Annotated in this window: 17 protein-coding genes; 6 read left to right on the top strand and 11 right to left on the bottom strand. The window is 67.6% G+C overall.

Annotated elements, in window-relative coordinates:
• Positions 1-44: 44 nt before the first annotated feature.
• The 4 genes from ribD to AC2EWF_RS01150 all read right to left on the bottom strand — a co-directional run bounded on the left by ribD (position 45) and on the right by AC2EWF_RS01150 (position 4,138).
• Complete coding sequence (gene ribD, locus AC2EWF_RS01165) at positions 45-1,214, bottom strand: bifunctional diaminohydroxyphosphoribosylaminopyrimidine deaminase/5-amino-6-(5-phosphoribosylamino)uracil reductase RibD (RefSeq protein ID WP_483637523.1); 1,170 nt, start codon at positions 1,212-1,214, stop codon at positions 45-47.
• Positions 1,215-1,403: 189 nt separating this feature from the next.
• The gene (gene nrdR, locus AC2EWF_RS01160; RefSeq protein WP_483637522.1) at positions 1,404-1,934 is read right to left on the bottom strand and encodes a transcriptional regulator NrdR; all 531 of its coding nucleotides are present in this window, start codon (positions 1,932-1,934) and stop codon (positions 1,404-1,406) included.
• A gap of 9 nt (positions 1,935-1,943) precedes the next feature.
• The gene (gene glyA / locus AC2EWF_RS01155) at positions 1,944-3,212 is read right to left on the bottom strand and encodes a serine hydroxymethyltransferase (protein ID WP_483637521.1); all 1,269 of its coding nucleotides are present in this window, start codon (positions 3,210-3,212) and stop codon (positions 1,944-1,946) included.
• Positions 3,116-4,138: a DUF817 domain-containing protein gene (locus AC2EWF_RS01150; protein WP_483637520.1), complete on the bottom strand. Its 1,023-nt coding sequence runs from the start codon at positions 4,136-4,138 to the stop codon at positions 3,116-3,118. The genes glyA and AC2EWF_RS01150 overlap by 97 nt, the downstream gene beginning before the upstream one ends.
• Positions 4,139-4,321: 183 nt before the next feature.
• On the opposite strand from AC2EWF_RS01150, the gene ettA reads away from it, so the two are divergent.
• A complete protein-coding gene (gene ettA / locus AC2EWF_RS01145; protein ID WP_483637519.1) occupies positions 4,322-5,983 on the top strand; it encodes an energy-dependent translational throttle protein EttA in 1,662 nt (553 codons plus the stop codon).
• 193 nt (positions 5,984-6,176) lie between these two features.
• Here the strand turns inward: ettA and AC2EWF_RS01140 are convergent, their stop codons facing one another.
• The 4 genes from AC2EWF_RS01140 to AC2EWF_RS01125 all read right to left on the bottom strand — a co-directional run bounded on the left by AC2EWF_RS01140 (position 6,177) and on the right by AC2EWF_RS01125 (position 15,921).
• A complete protein-coding gene (locus AC2EWF_RS01140) occupies positions 6,177-7,034 on the bottom strand; it encodes an endonuclease/exonuclease/phosphatase family protein (protein ID WP_483637518.1) in 858 nt (285 codons plus the stop codon).
• A 166-nt stretch (positions 7,035-7,200) separates the two neighbouring features.
• Entirely contained in the window at positions 7,201-9,606 is a 2,406-nt protein-coding gene (locus AC2EWF_RS01135) for a GH92 family glycosyl hydrolase (protein ID WP_483637517.1), read from the bottom strand.
• A 237-nt stretch (positions 9,607-9,843) separates the two neighbouring features.
• Positions 9,844-13,032 (bottom strand): TonB-dependent receptor, encoded by a 3,189-nt coding sequence (locus tag AC2EWF_RS01130; protein WP_483637516.1) that lies wholly within the window; start codon positions 13,030-13,032, stop codon positions 9,844-9,846.
• 639 nt (positions 13,033-13,671) lie between these two features.
• Positions 13,672-15,921, bottom strand: a complete 2,250-nt coding sequence (locus AC2EWF_RS01125; RefSeq protein ID WP_483637515.1) for a glutaminase family protein — start codon at positions 15,919-15,921, stop codon at positions 13,672-13,674.
• Between the two features lie 214 nt (positions 15,922-16,135).
• Between AC2EWF_RS01125 and pyrF the strand changes: the two genes are divergently transcribed.
• From pyrF to AC2EWF_RS01110, 3 genes are all read left to right on the top strand, one after another.
• Positions 16,136-16,960, top strand: a complete 825-nt coding sequence (pyrF, locus tag AC2EWF_RS01120) for an orotidine-5'-phosphate decarboxylase (protein ID WP_483637514.1) — start codon at positions 16,136-16,138, stop codon at positions 16,958-16,960.
• A gap of 111 nt (positions 16,961-17,071) precedes the next feature.
• The gene (locus tag AC2EWF_RS01115) at positions 17,072-17,584 is read left to right on the top strand and encodes a TrmH family RNA methyltransferase (RefSeq protein ID WP_483637513.1); all 513 of its coding nucleotides are present in this window, start codon (positions 17,072-17,074) and stop codon (positions 17,582-17,584) included.
• Positions 17,585-17,674: 90 nt separating this feature from the next.
• The gene (locus tag AC2EWF_RS01110; RefSeq protein WP_483637512.1) at positions 17,675-20,506 is read left to right on the top strand and encodes a valine--tRNA ligase; all 2,832 of its coding nucleotides are present in this window, start codon (positions 17,675-17,677) and stop codon (positions 20,504-20,506) included.
• A gap of 108 nt (positions 20,507-20,614) precedes the next feature.
• Here AC2EWF_RS01110 and rimI read toward each other — a convergent pair whose 3' ends face one another.
• Genes rimI through AC2EWF_RS01095 form a run of 3 tightly spaced genes read right to left on the bottom strand, consistent with a single transcriptional unit; the run spans position 20,615 to position 22,370 of the window.
• Complete coding sequence (rimI, locus tag AC2EWF_RS01105; protein ID WP_483637511.1) at positions 20,615-21,094, bottom strand: ribosomal protein S18-alanine N-acetyltransferase; 480 nt, start codon at positions 21,092-21,094, stop codon at positions 20,615-20,617.
• A 5-nt stretch (positions 21,095-21,099) separates the two neighbouring features.
• Entirely contained in the window at positions 21,100-21,588 is a 489-nt protein-coding gene (locus AC2EWF_RS01100) for a hypothetical protein (RefSeq protein ID WP_483637510.1), read from the bottom strand.
• Positions 21,585-22,370, bottom strand: a complete 786-nt coding sequence (locus tag AC2EWF_RS01095) for a CDP-alcohol phosphatidyltransferase family protein (RefSeq protein WP_483637509.1) — start codon at positions 22,368-22,370, stop codon at positions 21,585-21,587. Before AC2EWF_RS01095 ends, AC2EWF_RS01100 begins: the two co-directional genes overlap by 4 nt.
• 128 nt (positions 22,371-22,498) lie before the next feature.
• Here AC2EWF_RS01095 and AC2EWF_RS01090 point away from each other — a divergent pair, with 128 nt between their 5' ends.
• On the top strand, positions 22,499-22,915 hold the full coding sequence (locus AC2EWF_RS01090) for a DUF4124 domain-containing protein (RefSeq protein WP_483637508.1): 417 nt from the start codon (positions 22,499-22,501) through the stop codon (positions 22,913-22,915).
• A 156-nt stretch (positions 22,916-23,071) separates the two neighbouring features.
• Positions 23,072-24,769, top strand: a complete 1,698-nt coding sequence (locus AC2EWF_RS01085) for a proline--tRNA ligase (protein WP_483637507.1) — start codon at positions 23,072-23,074, stop codon at positions 24,767-24,769.
• The last annotated feature ends 80 nt before the right edge of the window (positions 24,770-24,849 follow it).

The raw sequence follows: 24,849 nt of genomic DNA, 5'->3' as shown, positions 1-24,849 counted from the left end.
TTGCGGTGATGCCGGCATGCGGCGGCTGGAGGATCTTCGCCGCCTCAGGCAGCAGGACGCAACCGCAGGCGCATGTCCTGTCCCAGCATGCGCTGGTCGATCGCCTGCAGCCGCCAGCGCCCGGCCATGTCGGCCAGCGGCGGCAGGTGCAGCAGCGGGCGGGCGGTGTCGCCCAGCAGCACCGGCGCGACATAGAGCAGCAGTTCGTCGACCAGGCCTTGTGCGAACAGCGCGCCGCACAGGGTGGGGCCCGCTTCCACGTGCAGTTCGTTGACGTCGCGCGCGGCCAGCAGGTCGAGCACCGCACGGAGATCGAGTACGCCATCGCACCCGGCCACCTCGACGCGTTCGACCTGGGCAAAGCGCTCGTCGGTCGGGGTCGCCTGCGCACCATGCAGCACCAGCGTGGGTGCGGAGCCATCGAGCACATGGCTGCCGGCCGGCGTGCGCAACTGACGGTCGAGGATCACACGCATGGGAGGGGCAACGGGTGGCGACTCGTCGCCAGCAAAGCCCGTCGCGAGCACCTGTGCCCCACCCTGCCCCCGCTCCGCGTGGGAGTGGGAAAATCTTTCGCCCGCGCGCACGGTGAGCCGCGGGTTGTCGGCCAGTACCGTGCCCGAGCCGGTGAGGATGGCGCCGCTACGCGCGCGCCAGCGCTGCACGTCGGCGCGGGCCGCTTCGCCGGTGATCCACTTCGACTCGCCGTCGGCCAGCGCGGTACGCCCGTCCAGGCTCATCGCCAGCTTCACCCGCACGAACGGGCGGCCGCGCTCGATGCGGCTGAAGAAGCCGCAGTTGAGCTCGCGTGCCTGGTCGCGCAGCAGGCCGGTGTCCACGGCGATGCCGGCGGCGCGCAGCTTGCCGATGCCGCGCCCGGCCACCTGCGGGAACGGGTCTTCCGCCGCGATCACCACGCGCGCCACGCCGGCGGCGACCAGGGCATCTGCGCAGGGCGGCGTGCGGCCATGGTGGGCACACGGTTCCAGCGTCACGTAGGCCGTGGCGCCGCCGGCACGCTCACCGGCTTCGCGCAGGGCGTACACCTCGGCATGTGGCGCACCGGCCCGCTGGTGCCAGCCGGTGCCGATGATCTCTTCGCCATGCGCGATCACGCAGCCCACGCGCGGGTTCGGCTGGGTGGTGTACAGGCCACGCTCGGCAAGACGCAACGCGTGCGCCATGTGCTGGTGGTCGGTGGCGGTGAAGCTCATGCAGGTCTTCCTCTCCCCTCCGGGACGCGGAGAAGGACCATGGACGGCCCTGCCCCGCGAACCCGGGGAAAGGACCGGACTAGGCGGGTGGACCGGCGACAGTGTCGCACCGGAGCACGCCACGGGCTTGCGACGCGGCCGGACCGCGCCTCGACCCGGTCCCGCCCCGCAGGAGAGCGGGGAAAACGGTCAGCCCTTGCGGGGACGGCGTGGCTCCGTGGTTTCGCCACCGGCCAGTAGCGACAGCTGCAGTTTCTCCAGCTCCGGCAGGTCGTGCTCCAGCTTCGCGATTTCCTCGAGAAAGGCCTGCACGTCCTCGAACTTGCGGTAAACCGAGGCGAAGCGCACGTAGGCTACCTGGTCGAGCTTCTTCAGCTCGCGCATCACCAGCTCGCCGACCTGCCGCGAAGGCACCTCGCGCTCGCCGCTGCGACGCAGGTCGTTGATGATCTCGCGCACCGCCGCGTCCACCGCGTCGCTGGCCACCGGCCGCTTCTGCAACGCACGCTCGAAGCTCACCCTGAGCTTGCGTTCGTCGAAGGCCTCGCGCCGCTCGCCGCTCTTCACGATCGCCGGCAGCTTCAGCTCGGCCGTCTCGAAGGTGTTGAAGCGTTCGCCGCAGGCCGGGCACTCGCGACGGCGGCGCACGGTGGCGCCGTCCTCGGTGAGCCGCGAGTCGATCACGCGGGTATCTTCGTGCTGGCAGAAGGGGCAGTGCACGCCGGCAGGTCAGCCGTAGACCGGGTACTTCTTGCACTGCGCCTCGACCTTGGCGCGCACGGCGGCGATCACCGCCTCGTCGCCCGGCGCGTCGAGCACGTCGCAGATCCAATTGGCCAGGTCGACGCAGTCGCTTTCCTGGTAGCCGCGGGTGGTGACGGCGGGCGTGCCCACGCGCAGGCCGGAGGTGACGAAGGGCTTCTGCGGGTCGTTCGGCACGGCGTTCTTATTGACCGTGATGTGGGCCTTGCCAAGCGCGGCCTCCGCGTCCTTGCCGGTGACACCCTTGCCGATCATGTCGATCAGCATCAGGTGGTTCTCGGTACCGCCGGAAACGATCTTGTAGCCGCGCGCGATGATGGTCCTGGCCATCGCCTTGGCGTTCTTCACCACCTGCGCCTGGTACTCCCTGAAGGCCGGTTCCAGCGCCTCCTTGAAGGCCACTGCCTTGGCGGCGATCACGTGCATGAGCGGGCCGCCCTGGATGCCCGGGAAGACGATCGACTGCAGCTTCTTCTCGATCTCCTCGCTCGCCTCGCCCATGCCCTGCCTGCTGGCGACGATGATGCCGCCGCGCGGGCCGCGCAGGGTCTTGTGGGTGGTGGAGGTGACCACGTGGGCATGCGGCAGCGGGCTGGGATACACCCCCGCGGCGACCAGGCCGGCGATGTGGGCCATGTCCACGAACAGGTAGGCACCGACCTTGTCCGCGATGGCGCGGAAGCGCGCCCAATCCATCACCTGCGAATAGGCGCTGAAACCGGCCACGATCATCTTCGGCTTGTGCTCCACGGCGAGTCGCTCGACCTCGTCCATGTCGACGATGCCGTTGCCGTCCACGCCGTACTGCACGGCGTTGAGGATCTTGCCCGACAGGTTGACCTTGGCTCCGTGGGTGAGGTGGCCGCCGTGCGCCAGCGACATGCCCAGGATGGTGTCGCCCGGCTGCAGCAGCGCGAAGTACACCGCCTGGTTGGCCTGCGAGCCGGAATGCGGCTGCACGTTGGCGTAGTCGGCGCCGAACAGCTGCTTCACGCGCTCGATGGCCAGGCGCTCGGCCACGTCCACGTATTCGCAACCGCCGTAGTAGCGCTTGCCCGGGTAGCCCTCGGCGTACTTGTTGGTGAGCTTGGAGCCCTGCGCCTCCATCACCCGCGGGCTGGCGTAGTTCTCCGAGGCGATCAGCTCGACGTGGTCTTCCTGGCGCCGCCCTTCGTCGGCGATGGCCTGGGCCAGTTCGGAGTCGTAACCGGCGATCGTGCAGTCCTTCGGGAACATTCGGGCCTCTGCGGGCAAGGGGGCGGGGATGAATCGCGAAATTGTAACGCCGCCGGGAGGTTGCAGCCACTGCCCGGCGGCCGGCGGTGCAATGCGGATACCATGACGTAGCTGATGATCATCAGCAGCAGCCACGCGCCGAGCTTGCCGAACGGCACCATGTGCCAGCCATGCCGCTGTGCCGGATACAGCCAGGCGTGGCTGAAGGTGCCCAGGTTCTCCGCCAGCCAGATGAACAGCGCCACCAGTACGAAGCCCAGCAGCAGCGGCATGCGCCGGTACACGTGGCGGATGCGGAAATGGACCCAGCACGGCCCGAACAGCCACGCCACCGCCAGGAACAGCAGGGGCCGCGCATCCGGCAGCCAATGGTGGGCGAAGAAATTGAGGTAGGTCGCCGCGGCCAGCGCCACCGTCGCGCCGAACGGCGGATGCCGGATGAAGCGGAAGTCGAACAGGCGCCACGCGCGGGCGATGTAACTGCCGACCGCCGCGTACATGAAGCCGGTGAACAGCGGCACGCCGCCCAGCCGCAGCAGCGAGGGCTCCGGGTAGCTCCAGGAGCCCACCGCGGTCTTGAACAGCTCCATGACCGTGCCCACGACGTGGAACAGCAGGATCACCTTCGCCTCCTCGCGGCTCTCCAGCTTCGCCGCCAGCAGGATGCCCTGGATCGCCAGCGCGGCCAGGGTCAGGAAGTCGTAGCGCGCAAGCGGCGCATGAGCCGGATACCGGCGCCAGCTGGCGACCAGCAGGGCCACCATCAGGCCGCCGAACAGGCAGGCGGACGCCTGCTTCAGGCCGAAGCAGAGGAACTCGTACACGAACGCGCCGACGCGGCCGCAGTGGGCGGCGCGGGCCGCCAGGACAAAATCCAGCCGCGACCACCGGCGGCCCGCGCTTGAACCGCGCGGAATCGTCGCCATAATTTCCGCAGCCTCCCCATTCCACGCAGAAGGCTGCAGCCTCGCCACCCGACCGGTATTTTTCGAGGCGCCGCCATGGCGGCGCGGGGGCCGATCGGCGATAATCGGAGGCCTTTCCCCTTTGTTTCTACCTTGCCGGGCCGCGTTTCGATGCGGCTTGCGGACCGCCCTACGGGAGCCAGCATGCAGTACATCTACACCATGAACGGGGTGAGCAAGATCGTTCCCCCGAAGCGCCAGATCATCAAGGACATCTCGCTGTCCTTCTTCCCGGGCGCGAAGATCGGCTTGCTCGGCGTCAATGGCGCGGGCAAGTCCACCGTGCTGAAGATCATGGCCGGCGTGGATACCGACTTCCAGGGCGAAGCGCGTGCGCAACCCGGCACCAAGGTCGGCTATCTGGCACAGGAGCCGGATCTGAACCCGGAAAAGACCGTGCGCGAAGTGGTCGAAGAAGGCGTGTCGGTGATCCTCGATGCACAGAAACGACTGGAAGAGGTCTACGCCGCCTATGCCGAGGAAGGCGCCGACTTCGACGCGCTGGCCAAGGAGCAGGAACAGCTGGAAGGCATCCTGGCTGCAAACGACGCCCACGCGCTGGAGCGCCAGCTGGAAGTGGCCGCCGACGCGCTGCGCCTGCCGCCGTGGGACGCCAAGGTCGGCCCGCTGTCCGGCGGCGAGAAGCGTCGCGTAGCGCTGTGCCGCCTGCTGCTGTCCAAGCCCGACATGCTGCTGCTGGACGAGCCCACCAACCATCTCGACGCCGAATCCGTCGACTGGCTGGAGCAGTTCCTGCACGACTACCCCGGCACCGTGGTGGCGGTCACCCATGACCGCTACTTCCTCGACAACGCCGCCGAGTGGATCCTGGAACTCGACCGCGGCCGCGGCATCCCGTGGAAGGGCAACTACACCGAGTGGCTGGAGCAGAAGGACGCGCGCCTGAAACAGGAAGCCAACCAGGAAAAGTCACGCCAGAAGGCCATCGAGAAGGAACTGGAGTGGGTGCGTTCGGCCGCCAAGGGCCGCCAGTCCAAGGGCAAGGCGCGCCTGGCCCGCTTCGAGGAGTTGAACTCGGTCGACTACCAGCGCCGCAACGAGACCAACGAGATCTTCATCCCGCCGGGCGAGCGCCTGGGCCAGGAAGTGATCGAGTTCAAGAACGTCACCAAGTCCTTCGGCGACCGCGTGCTGATCGAGGATCTGTCGTTCAAGGTGCCACCGGGTGCCATCATCGGCGTGATCGGCCCGAACGGCGCCGGCAAATCCACCCTGATGAAGATGATCATGGGCAAGGAGCAGCCCGACTCCGGCGAGGTGAAGCTGGGCCACACCACCAAGCTGGCCTACGTCGACCAGTCGCGCGACGCGCTCGATCCGAAGAACAACGTGTGGCAGGAAGTCTCAGGCGGCTCGGACATCCTCACCATCGGCAACTTCGAGATCCAGTCGCGCGCCTACATCGGCCGCTTCAACTTCAAGGGCACCGACCAGCAGAAGATCGTAGGCAGCCTGTCCGGCGGCGAACGCGGCCGCCTGCACATGGCCAAGACCCTGCTGCAGGGCGGCAATGTTCTGCTGCTCGACGAGCCGTCCAACGACCTCGACGTGGAAACCCTGCGCGCGCTGGAAGACGCCTTGCTGGAATTCCCCGGCAGCGCGATCGTGATCTCGCATGACCGCTGGTTCCTCGACCGCATCGCTACGCACATCATCGCGTTCGAAGGCGACTCGCACGTCGAGTTCTTCCCCGGCAACTACAACGAGTACGAGGCCGACAAGAAGCGCCGCCTGGGCGACGAAGCGGCCAGGCCGCACCGGGTGAAGTACAAGAAGCTGGCTTGACCGGACCAAGCAGGAGCGGCCGATCCGGGCCGTCCCTGGGTCGCGGGCCCGGAAGCGATAACCGCTTTTGTAGTAGCGCACCCCGTGCGCGGAAGCTCTTGGCGCTGATCAAGCACCAGAGCCATCGCGCACAGGGTGCGCTGCCGCGTGGTTTTCGGGCGCGCCGGTTGCAAGTCGGCGCGCCGACCCTCGCCTACCAGCTGAAATCGGCGACCACCGGGAAATGGTCCGACGGGTAGACCTTGCCGTCGTGCGTCGTGATCGTGCGCACGTCGTCGGCCTTCATGCCGCGGTAGAGGATCCAGTCGATGCGCTTGGTCGCATGGCCGGAGAAGCCGTGGAAGGTGCCTTCCGGGCCCTCGCGCCGCGGCGCCGACTCACGCGCATCGTGCAGGACCCGGGTCAAGACCGCATGCGTCCGGCTGTCCGGGGTGGTGTTGAAGTCGCCGGTCAGGATGAACGGCAGCGACGCCGGCAGCCCTGCCATGCGCTGCCTGATTTCCGCGGCGCAACGCTCGCGGATGGCCTCGGCCTTCTTGCCATCCTGGTAGGGGAAGTGGGTGTCGTAGTAGTAGAACTGCCTGCCACTGCGCCGGTCCTGGAATTTCGCCCAGGTGACCATGCGCGGCAACGGCTGGCCGAAGCTCTTGCTTCCCGGTTTGTCCGGCGTATCCGAGAACCAGAAGTTGCCGGACGCGAGCACCTTCAGCCGCGCCTGGTCGTAGAACACACCCATGTGCTCGTTGTCGTTCTCGTTGACCTCGTTGCCGTTGCGGCCCATGCCGAACCAGGTGTAGCCGGGCAGGTGCCGCTGCAGGTAGTCGCCCTGCGGCGACAGCAGTTCCTGCGTGCCCAGGATGTCTGGGTGCTCCTTGCGGATGACCCGGACCATCAGGTCGCGGCGAGACGGCCAGGCATTGATGCCGTCGTCCGCCTCGCCATAGCGCACGTTGAAGGTCATGACACGAAGATCGTGGGCGCCGGCGGCGCTGGCCAGGCCAGAGACGAACGCAAGCCCGGCGATCAGGAAAAGGCGTGGCAGCAGGCGCATGGCGCAACTCCTCTGGAAAACGTGATGCCATGGAAACCGGGTCCCGCGCCGGATGGTGGCATGGGCGGCTGCGCCGGCCGGCGCCCCGCCGCGACGTCTCCGCCCGCGAAGCGCATATCCCTCACGGACGGGTGCCGCCCTTCCCTGCCCCCGCTACTGCGACGGGCTACCGGCCAGCATGCCCCTGCACCGACATCGAGGGTGGTGCATCGGCCGGGTCGGCGCCCCAGGCCTTGTTCGGCTCGGGCCCCATCGTGAGCACCAGCGTAGCGCCGTTGGCGATGTCCGCCTGGCTGAACCAGGGCTTGTTCCATGGCTTGCCGTTGAGCGTGGCGGACTGGATATAGAGGTTCTTCGCCGAATTGTTGTGCGCGACGATCTCCAGCAGCTTGCCATTGCCCATGCGCAGGCTGACCTTGTCGAAGATCGGGCTGCCCAGGATGTAGTCGGGCATGGACGGGTCGACCGGATAGAAGCCCATTGCGCTCAGCACGTACCACGACGAAGTCGAGCCCCGGTCGTCCATGCCGGGAAAGCCGTAGCCGCTGGCGTCGCTGCCGTACATCTCGGCGAGGATGCGCCGCGCCAGCGCCTGGGTCTTCCAGGGTTGGCCGCTCCAGGCGTAGAGGTAGGCCGCCTGCTGATCCGGCTGGTTGCCCTGCACGTATTGCCCGATCAGGCCGGTGCAGTCGCGGCAGATGCCCCTGGCCGTGTAGGGCGTGGAGAAGAACGCGTCGAGCTTGGCGTTGAACGCGGCGCGACCGCCGAGCAGGTCGACCAGGCCTTGCACGTCCTGTGGCACCAGCCACAGCGTGGACCAGCCCGAGGCCTCCTTCATCATGAAGTTGTAGTACGGCTCGCCCGGATCGAACGGCGAAATCCACTTGCCGTCCGCGGTCCTGCCGCGCATGAAGCCGGTCGACGGATCGAACACGTTGCGGTAGTTCGCGGCACGGCGCAGGAACATCTGGGCATCGTCCGCCCTGCCGAGCCGGCGCGCCACGTCGGCCAGCGCATGGTCGTCCCAGGCGTACTCCAGCGTGGTGGCGACCCCTGCCTTGCCGCCGGCATAGGGCGGGCTGGGATTGCCCGGCGGCACGATGTCGGAAATCCAGCCGTTCTTCATGTACTCCGCGAGGTAGCCGCGCGGTCCCTGGGGATCGGTCGCATTCTTGCGCAGGTACGCGTAGGCGGCGGCGTAGTCGAACGGGATGCCGCGCTGCCACGCGCCGTCGTAGAGGAGCACGGCGTGGTCGCCGTGGAACGAGGTATCCATGTAGCCACTTTCGCGCGCGCGATCCAGCTCGGAGCGCATGATGTCCTGCACCACCTTCGGCTCCAGCAGCATCAGCAGCACGATCTGGTTGCGGCCGGTATCCCAGAACGGCACCGGACCGTAGCGATCGTAGCTGGCGACCTGGACCTTGCCGTCCGCGCCGGTGAAGCGCTCGCCCTTGCGCGCCAGCAGCCGCGGGCTGGCGAAGGAGTGGTATAGCGTCGAATAGAACAGCATGCGCTGCTTCGGCGTGCCGCCGGTGACCTCGACGCGGTCGAGCAGTTGCGCCCATGCCTGGCGCGCCCTGGCATGCACGCCCTCGAAATCCCAGCCCGGTTCTTCGTTGCGCAGCCGCTGCTCGGCTTCCTCGGCACTGTGGCCGTGGGCGATCTTCACCAGTACCTGTTCGCCGGCCTTGGTGTCGAAGGTGACGTAGGCCCCCGCGTAACTGCCGGACGCCGCGCGCCGGTTCTGCTGTACGTCGGCGTCGCCGATGCCGTAGCCCTCGTGGTCATGGTCGGCACGGAAGGTGCCGAATGCGGCGAACGGCCTGGAAAACTCGGCAACGAACCAGGAGCCGTCCGAGTCGCGCTGCGGACGCCCGCCCGCGGCGACGCCGCGGATGGTGTGGTCGCCGACCACCTCCACGTTGCCGCCGGCGCGGCGCAGGTTGATGACTACATTCGACCGATGGCTCGCCGGGAACGTGAAACGCATCAGGCTGGCGCGCTGCGTCGCGGTGAGCTCGACCCTGGTGTGGAACGTGGCGAGATCGACCGCGTAGTAGCCCGGTGAAGCCTTCTCGCCCGCCTTGTCGTAGGTCGACTGCGCATAGTCGGGCGGCACGGTCCAGTCGCCCACTACCGGCATGATCATCGGCGAGGCCTGACCGCCATAGGTCGAGCCGCCGCCGGTGAATCCGATCATGGTCGGATTGGGGTAGTAGTACGACATGCCGACGCCGGCGGGATAGCTGAGATCGACGTTGAGGTTGACTGGCGTCGCCTCGGTCGAGCTGTGCGGCAAGGTCGCTCCCGGAGACGTCATGCCCGAGTACAACGGCTCGCCCGGCGGGGGTGCGTTGCCGATCAGCGCCTGGCGGTCCAGCGGCGCGGTGCCGACCAGCGGGTTCGCCTCGTCGACGGCCTGCGTCGTGCGCGGCGGTACGGCGCCATCGTTGGCATGGGTCACGCCGGTGCTTGCCAGCGCAAAGAGCGCCAGCGCGGCTGCCAGGGCGATGGACCGCGTGCCGATCGATGAGCTACGACGGCAGAGGCGTGCGTGGGATGAATGCATGATCCTCTCCGGTTTGGACATGAATGAACGTGCGCCCTTTGTCATGCAGGCTGCGACCTGCCCCTTCCTCCCCCCATGGGGAAAAGGCCGGGGCGAAGGGCGGGTGCTCGCGGGAACGGGGCATCGGGAAACGCGCTTCGATGCTGTTCTTCCTTGGGCTTGCCCCCTCACCCCGCCCCTCTCCCGAAGGGAGAGGGGACAAGGCCCGGCGGGCCATGAGCAAGCCCGCCGGTCGCGTCAGTCGCCGGAACCGAACTTGTACGTGACGCCCATGTAGTACTGGCGCCCGGCATATTCGAACTGGTACAGCCGCGCCGTCGTGTCACCGCCCAGGTACGAACGTGGCTTGGCCTTCGTCAGGTTGATGATCGACGCGGTCACCATCAGGTGCTTGTTGATCTGGTAGTCACCGTTCAGATCGACCTGGTTGTAAGGCTCCGTGTAGATCGGCAGGCCGGCAGCCAGTCCCTGCATGGTGCGGCCCGTCCAGTTGCTGGTGGCACGCAGCAGCAGCCCGTGCTTCTCGTAGAACAGCGACACGTTCGCCGCGTACTTGGCGCTGCCGATCAGTTCCGACTTGCCCACCTGCGTGTCGCCGAGGGAAACCGCGGTCTCGTTGGTCTTGTTGAGCGTGTAGTTGGCGATGTAGCCGAAGCCCGAGTGGAACGTGTGCTGCGTGTACAGCTCCACGCCCTTGGATGTGCCCGAGCGGCCGTTGGCATTGGTGCTGTACTGCAGGAAGTTCTCCTGGGTACCACCGACATTCACGTTGATGTTGTTGACGGTGACCGGCACGACGAAGTTCTTCACCTTCTTGTCGAACAGGTCCAGGCCGACCACCGACTCGGGCGCGTAGTACCACTCGCCCGCCACGTCGAACTGCGTGGCGGTGAACGGCTTGAGGTCGGCGTTGGCGCCGCTGCCGTACCAGCCCGGGGGCGGCGCACCGAACTGCTTGCGGTCGTTGTAGTACGCCTGCGTGTTGTTGGTGAGGCTGCCCAGTTCGGCCAGGTCGGTGTAGTTGGCGCGGGCCATCGCCTGCGAGCCGGCGGCGCGCAGCACGAAGTTGTCCGCGAGCGTCCACGCGACATTGAAGCTGGGCAGCAGCTTGTTGTAGCGCTTGTTGGTAGTGGCGTTGGAATACGTCTGTACCACTGACTGCTCGCGCGGCAGGTACTGGAAATCGCCCGGCGCGCACGGGCCGCCACCGGCGTTCACGCCGCTGGCCGGGCAGATCAGGATGTTGCCGTTCGCGTCGTGGTAGTACACCGCGTTGTTGGTGGTGATCTGGTCGGCGACGGTGAGGTCCTGCTGCGTACTGACGAAGCGCAGACCCACGTTGCCGCGCAGCGTGCCCGTGTCGAAATTCGCTTGCACGTAGGCCGCCGAGATCTTTTCCTTGATCGTGGACTTGTCTTCGGGGTGGTTGTAGACCACCCGGTCGTAGGTCGAGTTGAGATGGTTGTAGTAGGCCGGGAAATTGATCGCCGGGAAGATGCTGTCGTTGTAGGCCTCGGTGTTGCCATCGAGCATGGTCGGCTCGAGGAAGCCCGCCGGCAGCTGGCCCGCGTTCGGGTCGCAGGTCTGGAACTGCAGCGTGGTGCCCTTGCAGTACCAGCGCAGTTCGTTGTTCTGCTGCTCGGCATTGCTGTCACGGTACTTCGCGCCAAACTGCAGCGATTGCAGCCAGCCGTTGTCGAAGGCCCAGGTGAAGTCCACCTGGGCGAAGTTCTGCGAATTGCGGGTGTTGACCATGTTGGAGCCTGTCGAGCCGAGGTCCACCTGGCCCTCGCCGGCCAGCATGTTCTGCAGCACGTCCGGCGCTGCCGTGATGGTCGGCCTGCCATTCAGCGTCCAGGCAGCGCCGTTGCTGCCGTCCACCCACTGGCCGTTGACGAAGTTGCGCGGTTTGGCCGCCATGCCCAGCTCGATCGACGGGCCGCCCGTGGCCCAGGTGCGGCCGACGTTGAACGTGCCGCTGAGGTCGCCGCCATCGTCCCACTCGCCTTCGAGGTTGATGGTCTGCGAGGTGGCCTTCTCGACGGAGTAGTTGCCATTGAGCCACGGGATCTCCGTGGAGCAGACATCCACCGGCTGCCTCTGTGCGCCGGTGCTGGGATTCGTCGTCGCGTTGCAACCCTGGCCCGGGGGCGGCAGCACGTAGTTCGCACCGGTAACGACGGTGCCCGATGGGTCGAAGGTCAGGCCGTTGGGCGCGAGCAGCCGCCCCTGCTGGTCGTTGAAATTGTTGTTGCTGGGCAGGCCCCACTCGGGAACCTCCAGGGTGTTGGTGATCTGGGTCTGCTGCCGCTGGAATCGGAAGTAGTTGCCCGTCAGCAGGAAATGGTCACTGGGCTTGAACTGCATGGTGGCCTGGACGCCCTTGGTCTTCAGGTCCAGTTGGTTCCGGCTGGTGGAGAACTGCTGCGGCATCCAGTAGCCCGAATACTGTCTGCCGGATTGGTCGACCTCGCCGTTGCCCCACAGGTCGATGTTGGAGGCCACGGCGGGGTCGTACTGGTTGCCATGCACATCTGTGGGCGGCTGGGCGCACGTTGCGACGTTGGAGCAGTTGTCGGCCCACCAGTGCCAGCTCGACGCATTGGCCGTGTAGTCGATGTCCCGGCGCTTCTGGTAGGTGCCCGCGAGCAGGACGCCAAAGGTCTGATCCTTGTTCTTCCATGACCACAACGCCGAGACCTGCGGCGTGATCTTGCCGCTGTTGTCGGAACCCGCGCCGTTGACGGACACGAAGCCGTCGTTCGCCTTCATCTCCAGCGGGCGGCGCGTGCGCAGGTCCACGTTGCCGCCGATGCCGCCCTCGTCCAGGCGTGCCTCCTGGCTCTTGTAGAGTTTGATGTCCGAAAACATGTTGGCCGGCATCATCGAGTAGTTGAACGAGCGCGTCAGGCCGGCCGAGGTGTCGGCCGAGGCCACGTAGTTGCCGTTCAATTCGGTCAGCGTCAGCTCGGGCGCGAGGCCGCGGATGCTGACCGTCTTGCCTTCGCCGGATTCGCGGGTGATGACCACGCCGGGCACGTGCGCCAGCGCGTCGGCGATGTTCTTGGCGGGGAACTGCGCGATGTTCTGCGCGTTGATGACCTCGACGATGGCATTGGAATCGCGCTTGTCCTCAAGGTTCTGGTCGATCGACTGGCGGTAGCTGGTGACGACCACGCCCGGCAGGAGGACAGGCTTGCCGTTCTTGTCGTTCTTTTTCCTGCCTGCCGCCTTTGCCGCATTGCCGTCTGGAGTTTGCGTGCCGTCGGAGGTTTGTGCCGGAGGTGGCGTCGCGGTCGCGGCAGGCGTCTCCGTCTGCGCGGCCAACGCGGCCGCCGGGATCCCGAGACCACCGAGCGACAGGATCGCCGCGGCTAACGCGGCGTAGAGCGGCTTGCGGGCAAAGGCATGGGGCAGGTACGTCATCTTCAGTATCTCCGTTGATGTGCGTTCTTCTGGAATCGGCGCAAGGCGCTCCGTTCGATCGCATGAACTGGATGCGTGATTGCCGCGGTTGTTACTCCTAATCCGAACCTGAATCGATCCAAATTTTCATCAGCCAACGGGCGGGTCGCCCGTCGTCAAACGACACTTCAAAATCCCGAATGCGTTACTGCGATTGCCCGGATCGAAGGCCGCGACAGCGGCCAGTCGCCGCGGAACCTGCCGGGACAGGAATTCCGCCCACGAGCCCGCACGCACTTGGTGCATGCAGGCACGTCATCGTGGAAATACCGATGGCTTTAGGTGGTTGCATCTCTCAAACCCCGTCGACCTGACCGACACGAGCAATGACATCCCGGGCAGCCCACCCCTGCCCAACCGTCACGCGGCCGCAGCCGTACCCATCCCTCGTATCACTGGCGTGATGTGGATCACAGTGACTTGGATCGATCTTAACGTTTCAGCCGAAAGCTACACCCCGGACTCGATAAGTCACGCTGCGGCGCAAAAAAGGGCTGCAGCGGGTCGGCAGGCCCCGGCCGTCCCGCCATTCCATGGTGGGCCGGCAACCCCGCAAGACTGCGCGACCAGGCCGGTCCCCGGGCTGCATCCCAGGTCGGGCTAGCGAACACGTCCCTGCATGCTCCGCACGGCCAGCGGCGCGAAGATGCCGCCCTGCACCGGGCGCGCCTGGAAAGCGACACGGCCACCGGTGACGGTGTTGTAGAGATCGCAGAACGGCACGCGGTCGGGCGTGCCGTCGGCATAGGCGTAGACGCGGTCGATCAGCTCCTGCGCCACCGGCTGATCGGCCAGCCACGCCGCAGTGAACAGCGCCCAGTCGGATTTGGCGTAGCTGTGCGGCACCTGCAGCGGAAGTCCGAAGGTATTGCAATGCTGCCGGTACCAGTCCGCCTGCATCGCGCGGATTTCCGCCGGAATCAGGCCAGTCCCGAGCAAGGTGTCCGCGAAGCCGTTGTAGAGCGTTCCCCAGGTGCCCTGCCCGCCGGCGTCGTGGTAGGTCAGGTCCAGGTGCGGGGCCTGCGGGTCCCTCGCTCGCGCCGCCCAGTACGCGATGTCCTTGCGCGCCCGGTCGCGGTAGTGCGCGGCGTCGACGTCGCGGCCGGCAAGCCCGGCGACTTGCCCCGTCGCGGCCAGCGCCACGATGCCTTTCAGGGCCAGATTGACGCTGTGCGCGATCGAGCCGGCGAAGTCGTCCGTCTGGTTCTGGATACCCGGATCGGGCAGGTTCCGCTCCAGGTACCGCGCCCATTTTTCCAGCAGCGGGTAATGGCGCGCGGCGAAGGCCTGCGCCTCGGCACGCGGCGCACGCCGCAACCAGGCGGCGACCATGATCAGCATGTCGCCGCTCTCCTCCACCGGCATGTCCTCTTCCTTGCCGTCGTTGTGGCCGGTCGCCTGGGGATAGGCGGAACCGAGGTCGTGCTCGGCGTAAGGCCTGGGCCAGCCACCCTGCCCGGCATAGTCGAGCAGAGGCAGCAACAGCATGCGCAGGTAGTCGGGATCGAGGTACATCCACACCGGCGAGGCCGGGTACAACACGTCCACGGTCGACACGTTGCCGTCGCTGGAAATCTCCTTCAGGAAGGCCCAGGGCGAACCGTCCGGCCCCAGCACCAGTTCGGTGCCGCCGTAGGCCTGGCGCAGCGCGAGCACGCACAGGCCCTCGTAGGGTTCGCCGCCGGCAGCGCGCGCGTCGCGACTGACGCGCGCATCGAGCACATCGGCGCGCCGGCGCGCCGCCGCGGCGTCGCTATGGAAGAAATCCAGCATCGCCTTCCAGTCGCCGAAATGCTTCGTCCACAATGCGCGCAACGGCCGCCCCAGGTAGTTGATGCACTGCTCGCGCACCTGGCCGACCACGAAATCCGCGTCTTTCGCGGCAGCGCCGCAATGGCCGAGGTCGACGGCCAGCGCCAGCGCCGGCAGCGCCTTGATCGTGCTGCGCGCCGCGCCGTTGCTGCCGTCGAGCGAGCCGTGCCCGGCGAACCTCGCCCGCAGCTTCAGCCGGTCGCCCGCCTGCAGGCTCACGCCGGCGCGCGCCGGCGTCGACCAGAGCACCCGGCCCCAGGCCGCGAACTCGTGCTGCTCCGCCAGCGGCTGCGGTCTGGCGAGCGCCAGCGTCCAGGTCCGGGCGGTCGCCGAGTCGCCGCGCGCGACCATCACCTCCTGCGTGGCATCGCCGCTGGCCCAGTCACCGGTGATCTCCATGTAGACCTGCACCGCGTGGGATGCACCATCCATGCTTCGTGCCGAGACGCGGACGTAGCTCATCGGGATGGACTGGCGGCGGCTGTCGCCCGGCTCCACCGGCGAGAGAAACTCCACCAAGAGCTCGACCCCGCCGCCCTGCAGGGTGAAGCAGGACCGCGTCGCCGTGATCCGCAGCGCGGTCTGCCGCATGGCGCGCGGAAAGTCCTCTACGGTGGCCTGCTTCCCGTGGTTGCCGTCGGGAACGGCCTGGAGGATCTTGCCGTCGCCCATGAACAGCCAGGCCTCACCATCGATGCGCGCCAGGCCCACCATCCCGGTGGAGCTGCCCTGCCAGAACTGCGGCGAGTTGCCGGGCAGCAAGGTCGCCGGCAACCAGGTGCTCAGATAGGGCTGGCGCACCGCCAGGGGCACGGCCGGCGGACGGATCGGCGTCGCCATGGCGGGCTGCGCGGCCATGCCGGCCTCGTTCGCCACCGGTGCGGCCGATGTCGCCGCCGTCGCGGCCTTCGCTTCGGCAGGCAGCAGCGCCGAGCCGGCGAATGCCAGGCCGGCGATGCCCGAGAGCCGCAGCACGTTGCGGCGCGCGGGGTCGACGGCCGCGGAGGCGTCGACGGGAGGCATGCTTTTTTTGGACATGATTAAACCCTTGGTCGGTGGCGGCGCAATCGGCGGAAGGTGCAGGAAATATCCCGATGGATCCGGCATGAGCCTTGGGACCTTAGGTCCGGCAACGGACAAATGGAAGGCCAAACATGCCCGCCGCTGCGATCTTGCCAACCCGTTCGCCTGCCGCGCGTCCGATGCGCTTCGCTTAAACTACCCGGCCACTCCCTTGCCCGAGGCCCGTGCCATGCGCTTCCACGACAGCTTGCAGCAGCGCTGGCACGAGCACGGCACGCTGGTTTGCGTGGGCCTCGATCCGGAGCCGGCGAAGTTCCCCGTGCACCTGCAAGGGCGCGCGGACGCTGTGTTCGACTTCTGTGCCGCCATCGTCGACGCCACCGCCGATCTCGCCTGCGCGTTCAAGCCGCAGATCGCCCACTTCGCCGCGCTGCGCGCCGAGGAGGCGCTGGAACGGCTGATCGCGCACATCCACGGCAAGCACCCCGGCGTGCCGGTGATCCTCGACGCCAAGCGCGGCGACATCGGCAGCACCGCGCAGCACTACGCGGCCGAGGCGTTCGAGCGCTATCGCGCCGACGCGGTGACGCTGAACCCCTACCTCGGTCGCGATTCGGCGCAGCCCTTCCTCGAGCGTGCCGACAAGGGCGTGATCCTGCTGTGCCGCACCTCCAATCCCGGCGGCGCCGACTTTCAGGCGCTGGACTGCGGCGGCGTCCCGCTCTACCTGCGCGTGGCCGAGACCATCGCCCGCGACTGGAACGCCCACGGCAACTGCGCCTTGGTCACCGGCGCCACCTGGCCGGAAGAACTAGGCCAGGTACGCGACGTGGTGGACGACATGCCCTTGCTGGTGCCCGGGATAGGCGCCCAGGGCGGCGACGTGGCAGCCGTGCTGCAGCACGGCCTAAGCGCCGACGGCACAGGCCTGATGATCAGCTCCTCGCGCGCCATCCTGTACGCCGGCAACGGCGAGGATTTCGCCCAAGCCGCGCGCGCGGCCGCGCAAGACCTGCGCGACACCATCAACCGCCATCGCACACACGCAGCCTGATGGCTCCTCCGTAGGAGCGCACCCTGTGCGCGATGGCCTAGGCGTTTGATCGAAGCCGAAAAGCTTTCGCGCAAAGGGTGCGCTCCTGCAACAGCACCAGCCGCCGCCAGCATGCAAAACACCCAGCTCGACCACCGCGCGCACCGGTCCACGACGGCAAAGCACGCGCTCTGCCTGCTGGCACACAACGTCCAGCGCCCCGCGAACGTGGGCAGCCTGTTCCGCATCGCCGACGCGTTGGGCGTGGAGAAACTCTTCCTCACCGGCCGCTCCTGCACGCCGGCGCATCCGAAGGCGCGCAAGGCCGCACGCACCACCGAGCAACGCGTGCCCTTCACCCATGCCGCCGACCCGCTGCCGGTCGTGGCGACACTGAAGCAGGCCGGCTACCGCATAGTCAGCCTTGAAATCAGCTCCGTCAGCATTGACCTCGCCCAGCTCCCCGTCGCGCCCGGCGACCGCATCTGCCTGATCCTCGGCAACGAGAGCGCCGGCGTCTGCCAACCGCTGCTGGACGCCTCGGATGCCACCGTGCACATTCCCATGTGCGGCGAGAACTCCTCGATGAACGTGGCCAGCGCCTGCGCCATTGCGGCCTACGTCATCGCGGACAAGCTGAAATAAGCCGCTTTGGCGCCCCACGCGCCGCCACGTACAATGGCCGTTTCGCCACCCGAACCGCGCGCCGCCTGCGGCGCGCCATCGCGAGTCCCCATGGAAAAGAGTTTCGAACCCGCCCAAATCGAGTCGACCTGGTACGCCCGCTGGGAAGCCAGCGGCGCATTCAAGCCGTCGGCCCAGGGCGAGCCCTATTGCATCCTGCTGCCGCCGCCGAACGTCACCGGCACCCTGCACATGGGCCACGCCTTCCAGCAGACGGTGATGGACATGCTGGTGCGCTACCAGCGCATGCGCGGCATGAACGTGCTGTGGCAGGTGGGTACCGACCACGCAGGCATCGCCACCCAGAAGATCGTGGAGAACCAGCTCGCCGCCGAGGGCAGGACGCGCCACGACCTGGGGCGCGAGCCTTTCGTCGAGCGCGTGTGGCAGTGGAAGGAGGAGTCCGGCTCCACCATCACCCACCAGATGCGCCGCATCGGCGCCGCCGCCGACTGGTCGCGCGAGCGCTTCACCATGGACGAAGGCCTCTCCGCCGCGGTGCGCAAGGTGTTCGTGGAGTGGTACCGCGCCGGCCTGATCTACCGCGGCAACCGCCTGGTGAACTGGGACCCGGTGCTGGGCACCGCCGTCTCCGACCTGGAAGTGAACAACGTGGAGCGCGACGGCCACCTGTGGGCCATCCGCTACCCGGTCGCCGGCAGCGACGAGTCGCTGGTGGTCGCCACCACCCGCCCGGAAACCATGCTGGGCGACGTCGCCGTGGCCGTGCATCCGGAGGACGAGCGCTACGCGCACCTGGTCGGCAAGACGCTGAAGCTGCCGCTGACCGGCCGCGAGATCCCGGTGATCGCCGACGACTACGTGGACCGCGAGTTCGGCACCGGTTGCGTGAAGATCACCCCGGCACACGATTTCAATGACTACGCCATCGGCCAGCGCCACAGGCTTGCGCCGATCACCATCTTCACGCTGGACGCGAAGGTCAACGACAACGCACCGGAGGCCTACCGCGGCCTCGACCGCTACGACGCTCGCAAACAGGTGCTCGCCGACCTCGAAGCCGCCGGCCTGCTGGTCGAGACGAAGAACCACAAGCTGCAGGTGCCGGTGAGCCAGCGTTCGGATGCGGTGATCGAGCCGATGCTCACCGACCAGTGGTTCGTCGACCTCACTTCGGACGTCCAGGCGGACGGCCGTCCGGGCGGACGCAAGGCGATCACCGAGCCCGCGCTCGATGCCGTGCGTTCGGGCGAGATCAAGTTCGTGCCGGAGAACTGGAGCACGACCTACACGCAGTGGCTGGACAACATCCAGGACTGGTGCATCAGCCGGCAGCTGTGGTGGGGCCACCGCATCCCGGCGTGGTACGACGAGCAGGGCAACATCTTCGTCGGCGAAGACGAGGCCGACGCGCGCACGCATGCCACCGTCGCGCCGGTGGGCGCGCTGAGGCAGGACGACGACGTGCTCGACACCTGGTTCTCCTCCGCGCTGTGGCCATTCTCCACCCTGGGCTGGCCGGCCAACGGCCCGGTCAGGAACGAGCGCGGCGAAGTCGTCGCCGACTGGCAGGCCGACAGGATCTTCCTGCCCAGCGCCGTGCTGGTCACCGGCTTCGACATCATCTTCTTCTGGGTCGCGCGCATGGTGATGGCGACCAGGTACTTCACCGGCCAGGTGCCGTTCCGCGAGGTGTACATCAACGCCATCGTGCGTGACGCCGAAGGCCAGAAGATGTCCAAGTCTAAGGGCAACACGCTGGACCCGCTGGACCTGATCGACGGCATCGCGCTGGAGCCGCTGGTGGAGAAGTCCACCAGGTCGCTGCTGATCCCGCAGGTGCGCGAGAAGGTGGAGAAGCGCATCCGCAAGGACTACCCCGACGGCATCAAGGCGATCGGCACCGACGCGCTGCGTTTCACCTTCGCCGCGCTGGCCAGCTACAGCCGTACCATCAACTTCGACCTCAAGCGCGCCGAGGGCTACAAGGCGTTCTGCAACAAGCTGTGGAACGCCGCGCGCTTCGTGCTGATGAACCTGCCCGAAGGCCAGCTCGCCGCGCCTGCCGGCGCACCCGCCACCGAGGCCGAGCGCTGGATCCTCACCCGCCTCGGGCAGACGCTGGCCGAGGTGGAGCAGCACTTCGCCTCGTACCGCTTCGACCACCTGGCGCAGGCGCTTTACGAATTCGTGTGGAACGAATACTGCGACTGGTTCCTGGAACTCTCGAAGCCCGCGCTCAACGGCGACGACGTGGCGGCCGCGGCCTCCACCCGCCGCACGCTGCTGGTGGTGCTGGAAGCGGTGCTGCGCGCGCTGCATCCTGTGATCCCGTTCATCACCGAGGAGATCTACCAGGAAGTCGCGCCGCGCCTCGGCCTGGCCGAAGCCAGCGTCTACGCGCGTCCCTATCCGCACGCCGTCGACTTCGCCTCGGACGAGGCGGCCACCGCCGAGATCGAGTGGTTCAAGGCGGTGCTCTCGGGCATCCGCAGGATCCGCTCGGAGATGAACATCGCACCGGGCAAGGTCATTCCGTTGCTGCTCGCCGGCGGCGAGGCGGCGGATCGCACGCGTGCCGCGAAGTTCGCCACGCAGGTCGCCTTCCTCGCACGCACCGAAGCGCCGGCGTGGATCGAACCGGGCGCCACGGAGCCTGCTGCCGCGGCCGCGGTGGTCGGCTCGCTGCGCGTGCTGATCCCGCTGGCCGGCCTGATCGACCTCGGCGCCGAGCAGGCGCGCCTCGCCAGGGAAATCGCCCGCGTCGAGAGCGAGATCAGGAAATGCGAGGGCAAGCTGGGCAACGCGAACTTCGTGGCCAATGCGCCGGCCGAGGTGGTCGCGCAGGAACGGCAGCGCATCGTGGACTGGAATACCCAGCTCGCGGCGATGCGGGAGCAGGCGGGAAAGCTGGCCAGCTGAGCCTCTTTCTCCCCTCCTCAGCTTTGCGGGGGAGGGGTCGGGGGAGAGGGGCTTTTGCCGTGCCTGCAACGAGAGCAGAAGCTCCCTTTGCCTATTCCTCGATATCGCCTACGGCGATATCGAGGAGGCAATATCGAGCGCCATCACGATCGCGTCTTCCCGCCCTTCCTTCGCGGGGTAATAGCGCGGGCGCCGGCCGATCTCGCGAAACCCCACCGACTCGTAAAGCGCCTTCGCCAGCGGATTCGACGGCCGCACTTCGAGGAACACACGCTGCGCGCCGCTCCAGCGCGACACGTCGAGCAGCCGCCCCAGCAGGTGCCGGCCCAGGCCGCGGCCGCGGTACTTGCCGGCAATGCAGATGTTGAGCACGTGCGCCTCGCCCGCGCCCACCGACAGCACGCCGTAACCGGCCACCTCCTCGTCGACGCACAGCACCCAGCACGGATGACCCGCCTTGAGGCAGTCGGCGAAGATGCCGCGTGTCCAGGGAAAGTCGTAGGAGGCCTGCTCTACCGCCGCGACCTCGTCGAGGTCGTCCATGCGCATCAGGCGCATGTGGCTGGCCGGCCGGGCCACCGCGACCATGGCGCTCAGTGCCCCGTCGTGGCCAGGCTGCGGCGCAGGGTGCGCAGGGCGATCCACAACCGCCGCTTGGCCGCGGTGTCGCCCAGCAGGCGGCCCGGCTCGTCCACCAGCACGATCTGCGCCTGCGCAGTCGCCTGCATCGGCAGGCTGCGTCCCAGCGCGTGCGCCTGCGCCTCGCCGCAGGCGAGGTAGGCACGCGCCTGCGGCACGGCGATCTCCGCCGCGCCGGGCTGCACCTGCACGCGCCCGGCGCGGGCCAGGGCGGCGCCGGCGGAATTCAGGGCACGGCCCAGCAGATCCAGCTCGCGGGTGCCGCAGGTCGCCGGCAACAGCACCACGCAATCGGCGGCAGTTGCGACTTGCAAGGGTTCGTCATGCGCCGCCTCCCCCGCATCCCCTGCCGCCGCCGACCGGCGCTGCCACGGGGTCAGGCCCAGCGCGCGCAATACGCGTACGCGGTGGACGCCAGCGGAGTACGCGGCCCGTGCGCTCATGCCACGCCCCCGCGCCGTCCGCGCCGGCGGTGCGCGGCCAGGCCCCACAGCGTCAGCACCGGGCCCGAAAGCAGGTAGATCGTGAAACCGGCCAGCAGCACGCGCGGCGGATCGAGGTAGAGCAGCACGAGGATCAGCAGCGCCGCCACGATCCACACGAAGGGCACGCGCTGGCGGTCGCCCAGCGGCAGCGACTTGAAGCTGAAATAGCGGAATCGGCTGACCATCAGCAGGCCGGTGATCGCTGCGATCCACGGCGTGATGAAGCACAGCTCGGCGCCGGAAACCTCCGACTTGTCCATGCTCCACACGAAGGACATGCACACCGCCGCCGCGGCCGGGCTGGCCAGCCCCTGGAAATAGCGCTTGTCCGCCACGCCCACCTGGGTGTTGAAGCGGGCCAGCCGCAGCGCGGCGCAGGCGGCATAGATGAAGGCGGCGGCCCAGCCCAGCTTGCCCCACAGCGGACCGAAGTCGCGCAGCGTGGACAGCGACCAGGTGTACATGACCAGCGCCGGCGCCAGCCCGAAGCTCACCAGGTCGGACAGCGAATCGTACTGCACGCCGAATTCGCTCTGCGTACCGGTCAGGCGCGCCACGCGGCCGTCCATGCCGTCCAGCAACGCGGCAATGAACACCGCCATCGCCGCGTCGCCGTAACGGCCGCCGATGCTGGCGACGATCGCGTAGAAGCCGGCCGCCATTGCCCCGGTAGTGAACAGGTTGGGCAACAGGTAGATGCCGCGATGCCGGGGCTGGCGTACAGGCAGGGGGTCGCTCATGGATCGATCCGTGACGGAATAGACTCAGTGTAAACCATCGCCCGCTTGTGTCCGGGCGGTACGGGCGGTTAACTAGCGGCTTGCGGAAACCGTCGCGGCACCGCCGCCCCCTGATCCCGGAGAACGCCATGCGCCGCCTCGCCCTCGCCGCCACACTGCTGCTGGTCGCCCCGCTGGCCGTCGCCCAGCAGATCTACAAGTGGACGGACGCCAGGGGCACGGTGCACTACTCGCAGTCGGCGCCACCCGAGGGCACCCGCTTCCAGCAGGTCAAGCTGGCCGGCGGCGTGGAATCCCCCGCACAGCCGGCCGCCGAAACCACGCCGGCCCCGGCCGACAGCCCCGCTGCGACCCCGGTAGCCGACACGCCATCCAACCGCACCACGCTGTGTGCCACGCTGAAATCCAACCTCAGCACCTTGCAGGGCAGCGGCCCGGTGGTGATGCAGCAGGGCGGCAAGCCCGCGTTGCTGGACGACGCCCAGCGCAAGCAGCAGATCGATACCGCGAATGCGCAGTACCAACAGTATTGCGCCGGGAAATAAGGACGTTTCGTGGTTGTAGCCGGTTCTCCGCAAGGACCGCCGCAGGCGCAATCCGGGTGACCAGGGCCGCAGCAAGCCATGCTGGTTGGCGGAGCCGGCGGGAGCAGCTCCGCGGACCGCTATAATCCGGCTCTTTCAACGCCGGAACCGCCCCGCATGCGCCTCAGCCAATTCCACCTGGCCACCGTCAAGGAAGTGCCCGCCGACGCCGAGATCGCCAGCCATCAGCTGATGCTGCGCGCCGGCATGATCCGCAAGCTCGCCTCCGGTCTCTACACCTGGTCGCCGCTGGGCCTGCGTGTGCTGCGCAAGGTGGAAAACGTGGTGCGCGAGGAAATGAATCGCGCCGGCGCGGTTGAAATGCTGATGCCCACGATCCAGCCGCGGGAGCTCTGGGAAGAAACCGGCCGCTGGCAGAAATTCGGTCCCCAGCTTTTGAAGATCAAGGACCGCAAGGAGCAGGAATTCTGCTATGCGCCCACCGCCGAGGAAGTGATCACCGATTACGCGCGCAACGAGCTCAACAGCTACAAGCAGCTGCCGGTGAATTTCTACCAGATCCAGACCAAGTTCCGCGACGAGATCCGCCCCCGCTTCGGCGTGATGCGCGCGCGCGAATTCCTGATGAAGGACGCCTATTCCTTCCACCTTGGCCAGGATTCGCTGGCGGAAACCTATCAGGCGATGTACGACGCCTATGCGCACATTTTCACCCGGCTTGGACTGGAATTCCGCGCCGTGCAGGCCGATACCGGAGCGATCGGCGGCAATGCCAGCCACGAATTCCAGGTGCTCGCCGATTCAGGCGAGGATGCCATCGTGTTCTCCGACGGCTCCGATTACGCCGCGAACGTGGAAAAGGCCGAGGCATTGGCGCCGGCGACGGTTCGCCCCGCTCCCGCCGCTGAATTGCGTCGGGTGGATACGCCGATCCAGAAAACCATCGAGGAAGTCAGCGCCTTCCTCGGGGTGGCGCCCGCGCAATGCGTGAAGACCCTGCTGGTGAAGGGCCGCGACGGACTGGTGGCGTTGTGCCTGCGCGGCGACCACGAACTCAACGAGGTGAAGGCCGGCAAGCTGGCGGAACTGCCGGATGAATTCGCGCTCGCCGGCGAGGCGGAAATCCTCGCCGCTACCGGCACGCGCCCCGGCTTCATCGGGCCGGCCGGCCTGCCCGCCTCGATCCCAGTGATCGTGGACCGCAGCGCCGCCGTGCTGGCCGACTTCGTCTGCGGCGGCAACCAGGACGGCACCCACCACACCGGCGCCAACTGGGAGCGCGACGCGCGCATCACCCGCATCGAGGACATCCGCCAAGCGGTCGAGGGCGATCCCTCGCCCGACGGCAAGGGCACGCTGCGCCTCGCCCGCGGCATCGAGGTGGGCCATGTGTTCCAGCTCGGACCCAAATACGCCGAGGCGCTCGGCGCCACCGTGCTGGACGACCAGGGCAAGGCCCAGGTGATGCTGATGGGCTGTTACGGCATCGGCATCAGCCGCATCGTGGCCGCTGCCATCGAGCAGCGTCACGACGAGGCCGGCATTGTCTGGCCGGAGGCGATGGCACCGTGGCGCGTGGCGGTCTGCGTGATCAATCCGAAGGGCAATCCAGAGGTCGCCGCCGCCGCCGAATCGCTCTACCAGGAGCTCGCCGCGCGCGGTGTCGAGACGGTGCTGGACAACCGCGGCCTGCGCCCCGGTGCGATGTTTGCGGACATGGAACTGATCGGCATTCCGCACCGGGTGGTGGTCAGCGAACGCGGCCTCGCCGCCGGCACACTGGAATACCGCGCCCGCACTGATACGGAAAGCCGCGCCGTGACCCGCGACGAACTGCTCGGCCTGCTCGATTAAGGCCGGCCGCCAATCCAATGCTGCGACAAACGGCCGCCATGCGCGGCCGTTTGTTTTCACCGCCCTGGTGTTTCCCCGTT

The organism is Rhodanobacter sp. sgz306013, assembly GCF_057031145.1.
Note: the sequence above shows the minus strand (reverse complement) of the source record. Positions and strands in the feature narration are given on the sequence as shown.

Excerpts from the sequence above, each read along its gene's own strand:
- AC2EWF_RS01140 (WP_483637518.1), bottom strand. The coding sequence starts at position 7,034 with ATGCGCCTGCTGCCACGCCTTTTCCTGATCGCCGGGCTTGCGTTCGTC.
- ettA (WP_483637519.1), top strand. The coding sequence starts at position 4,322 with ATGCAGTACATCTACACCATGAACGGGGTGAGCAAGATCGTTCCCCCG.
- AC2EWF_RS01090 (WP_483637508.1), top strand. The coding sequence starts at position 22,499 with ATGCGCCGCCTCGCCCTCGCCGCCACACTGCTGCTGGTCGCCCCGCTG.
- rimI (WP_483637511.1), bottom strand. The coding sequence starts at position 21,094 with ATGGTCGCGGTGGCCCGGCCGGCCAGCCACATGCGCCTGATGCGCATG.
- glyA (WP_483637521.1), bottom strand. The coding sequence starts at position 3,212 with ATGTTCCCGAAGGACTGCACGATCGCCGGTTACGACTCCGAACTGGCC.
- AC2EWF_RS01110 (WP_483637512.1), top strand. The coding sequence starts at position 17,675 with ATGGAAAAGAGTTTCGAACCCGCCCAAATCGAGTCGACCTGGTACGCC.
- AC2EWF_RS01085 (WP_483637507.1), top strand. The coding sequence starts at position 23,072 with ATGCGCCTCAGCCAATTCCACCTGGCCACCGTCAAGGAAGTGCCCGCC.
- AC2EWF_RS01100 (WP_483637510.1), bottom strand. The coding sequence starts at position 21,588 with ATGAGCGCACGGGCCGCGTACTCCGCTGGCGTCCACCGCGTACGCGTA.
- AC2EWF_RS01115 (WP_483637513.1), top strand. The coding sequence starts at position 17,072 with ATGCAAAACACCCAGCTCGACCACCGCGCGCACCGGTCCACGACGGCA.
- AC2EWF_RS01130 (WP_483637516.1), bottom strand. The coding sequence starts at position 13,032 with ATGACGTACCTGCCCCATGCCTTTGCCCGCAAGCCGCTCTACGCCGCG.
- AC2EWF_RS01095 (WP_483637509.1), bottom strand. The coding sequence starts at position 22,370 with ATGAGCGACCCCCTGCCTGTACGCCAGCCCCGGCATCGCGGCATCTAC.
- AC2EWF_RS01135 (WP_483637517.1), bottom strand. The coding sequence starts at position 9,606 with ATGCATTCATCCCACGCACGCCTCTGCCGTCGTAGCTCATCGATCGGC.
- AC2EWF_RS01150 (WP_483637520.1), bottom strand. The coding sequence starts at position 4,138 with ATGGCGACGATTCCGCGCGGTTCAAGCGCGGGCCGCCGGTGGTCGCGG.
- pyrF (WP_483637514.1), top strand. The coding sequence starts at position 16,136 with ATGCGCTTCCACGACAGCTTGCAGCAGCGCTGGCACGAGCACGGCACG.
- ribD (WP_483637523.1), bottom strand. The coding sequence starts at position 1,214 with ATGAGCTTCACCGCCACCGACCACCAGCACATGGCGCACGCGTTGCGT.
- AC2EWF_RS01125 (WP_483637515.1), bottom strand. The coding sequence starts at position 15,921 with ATGTCCAAAAAAAGCATGCCTCCCGTCGACGCCTCCGCGGCCGTCGAC.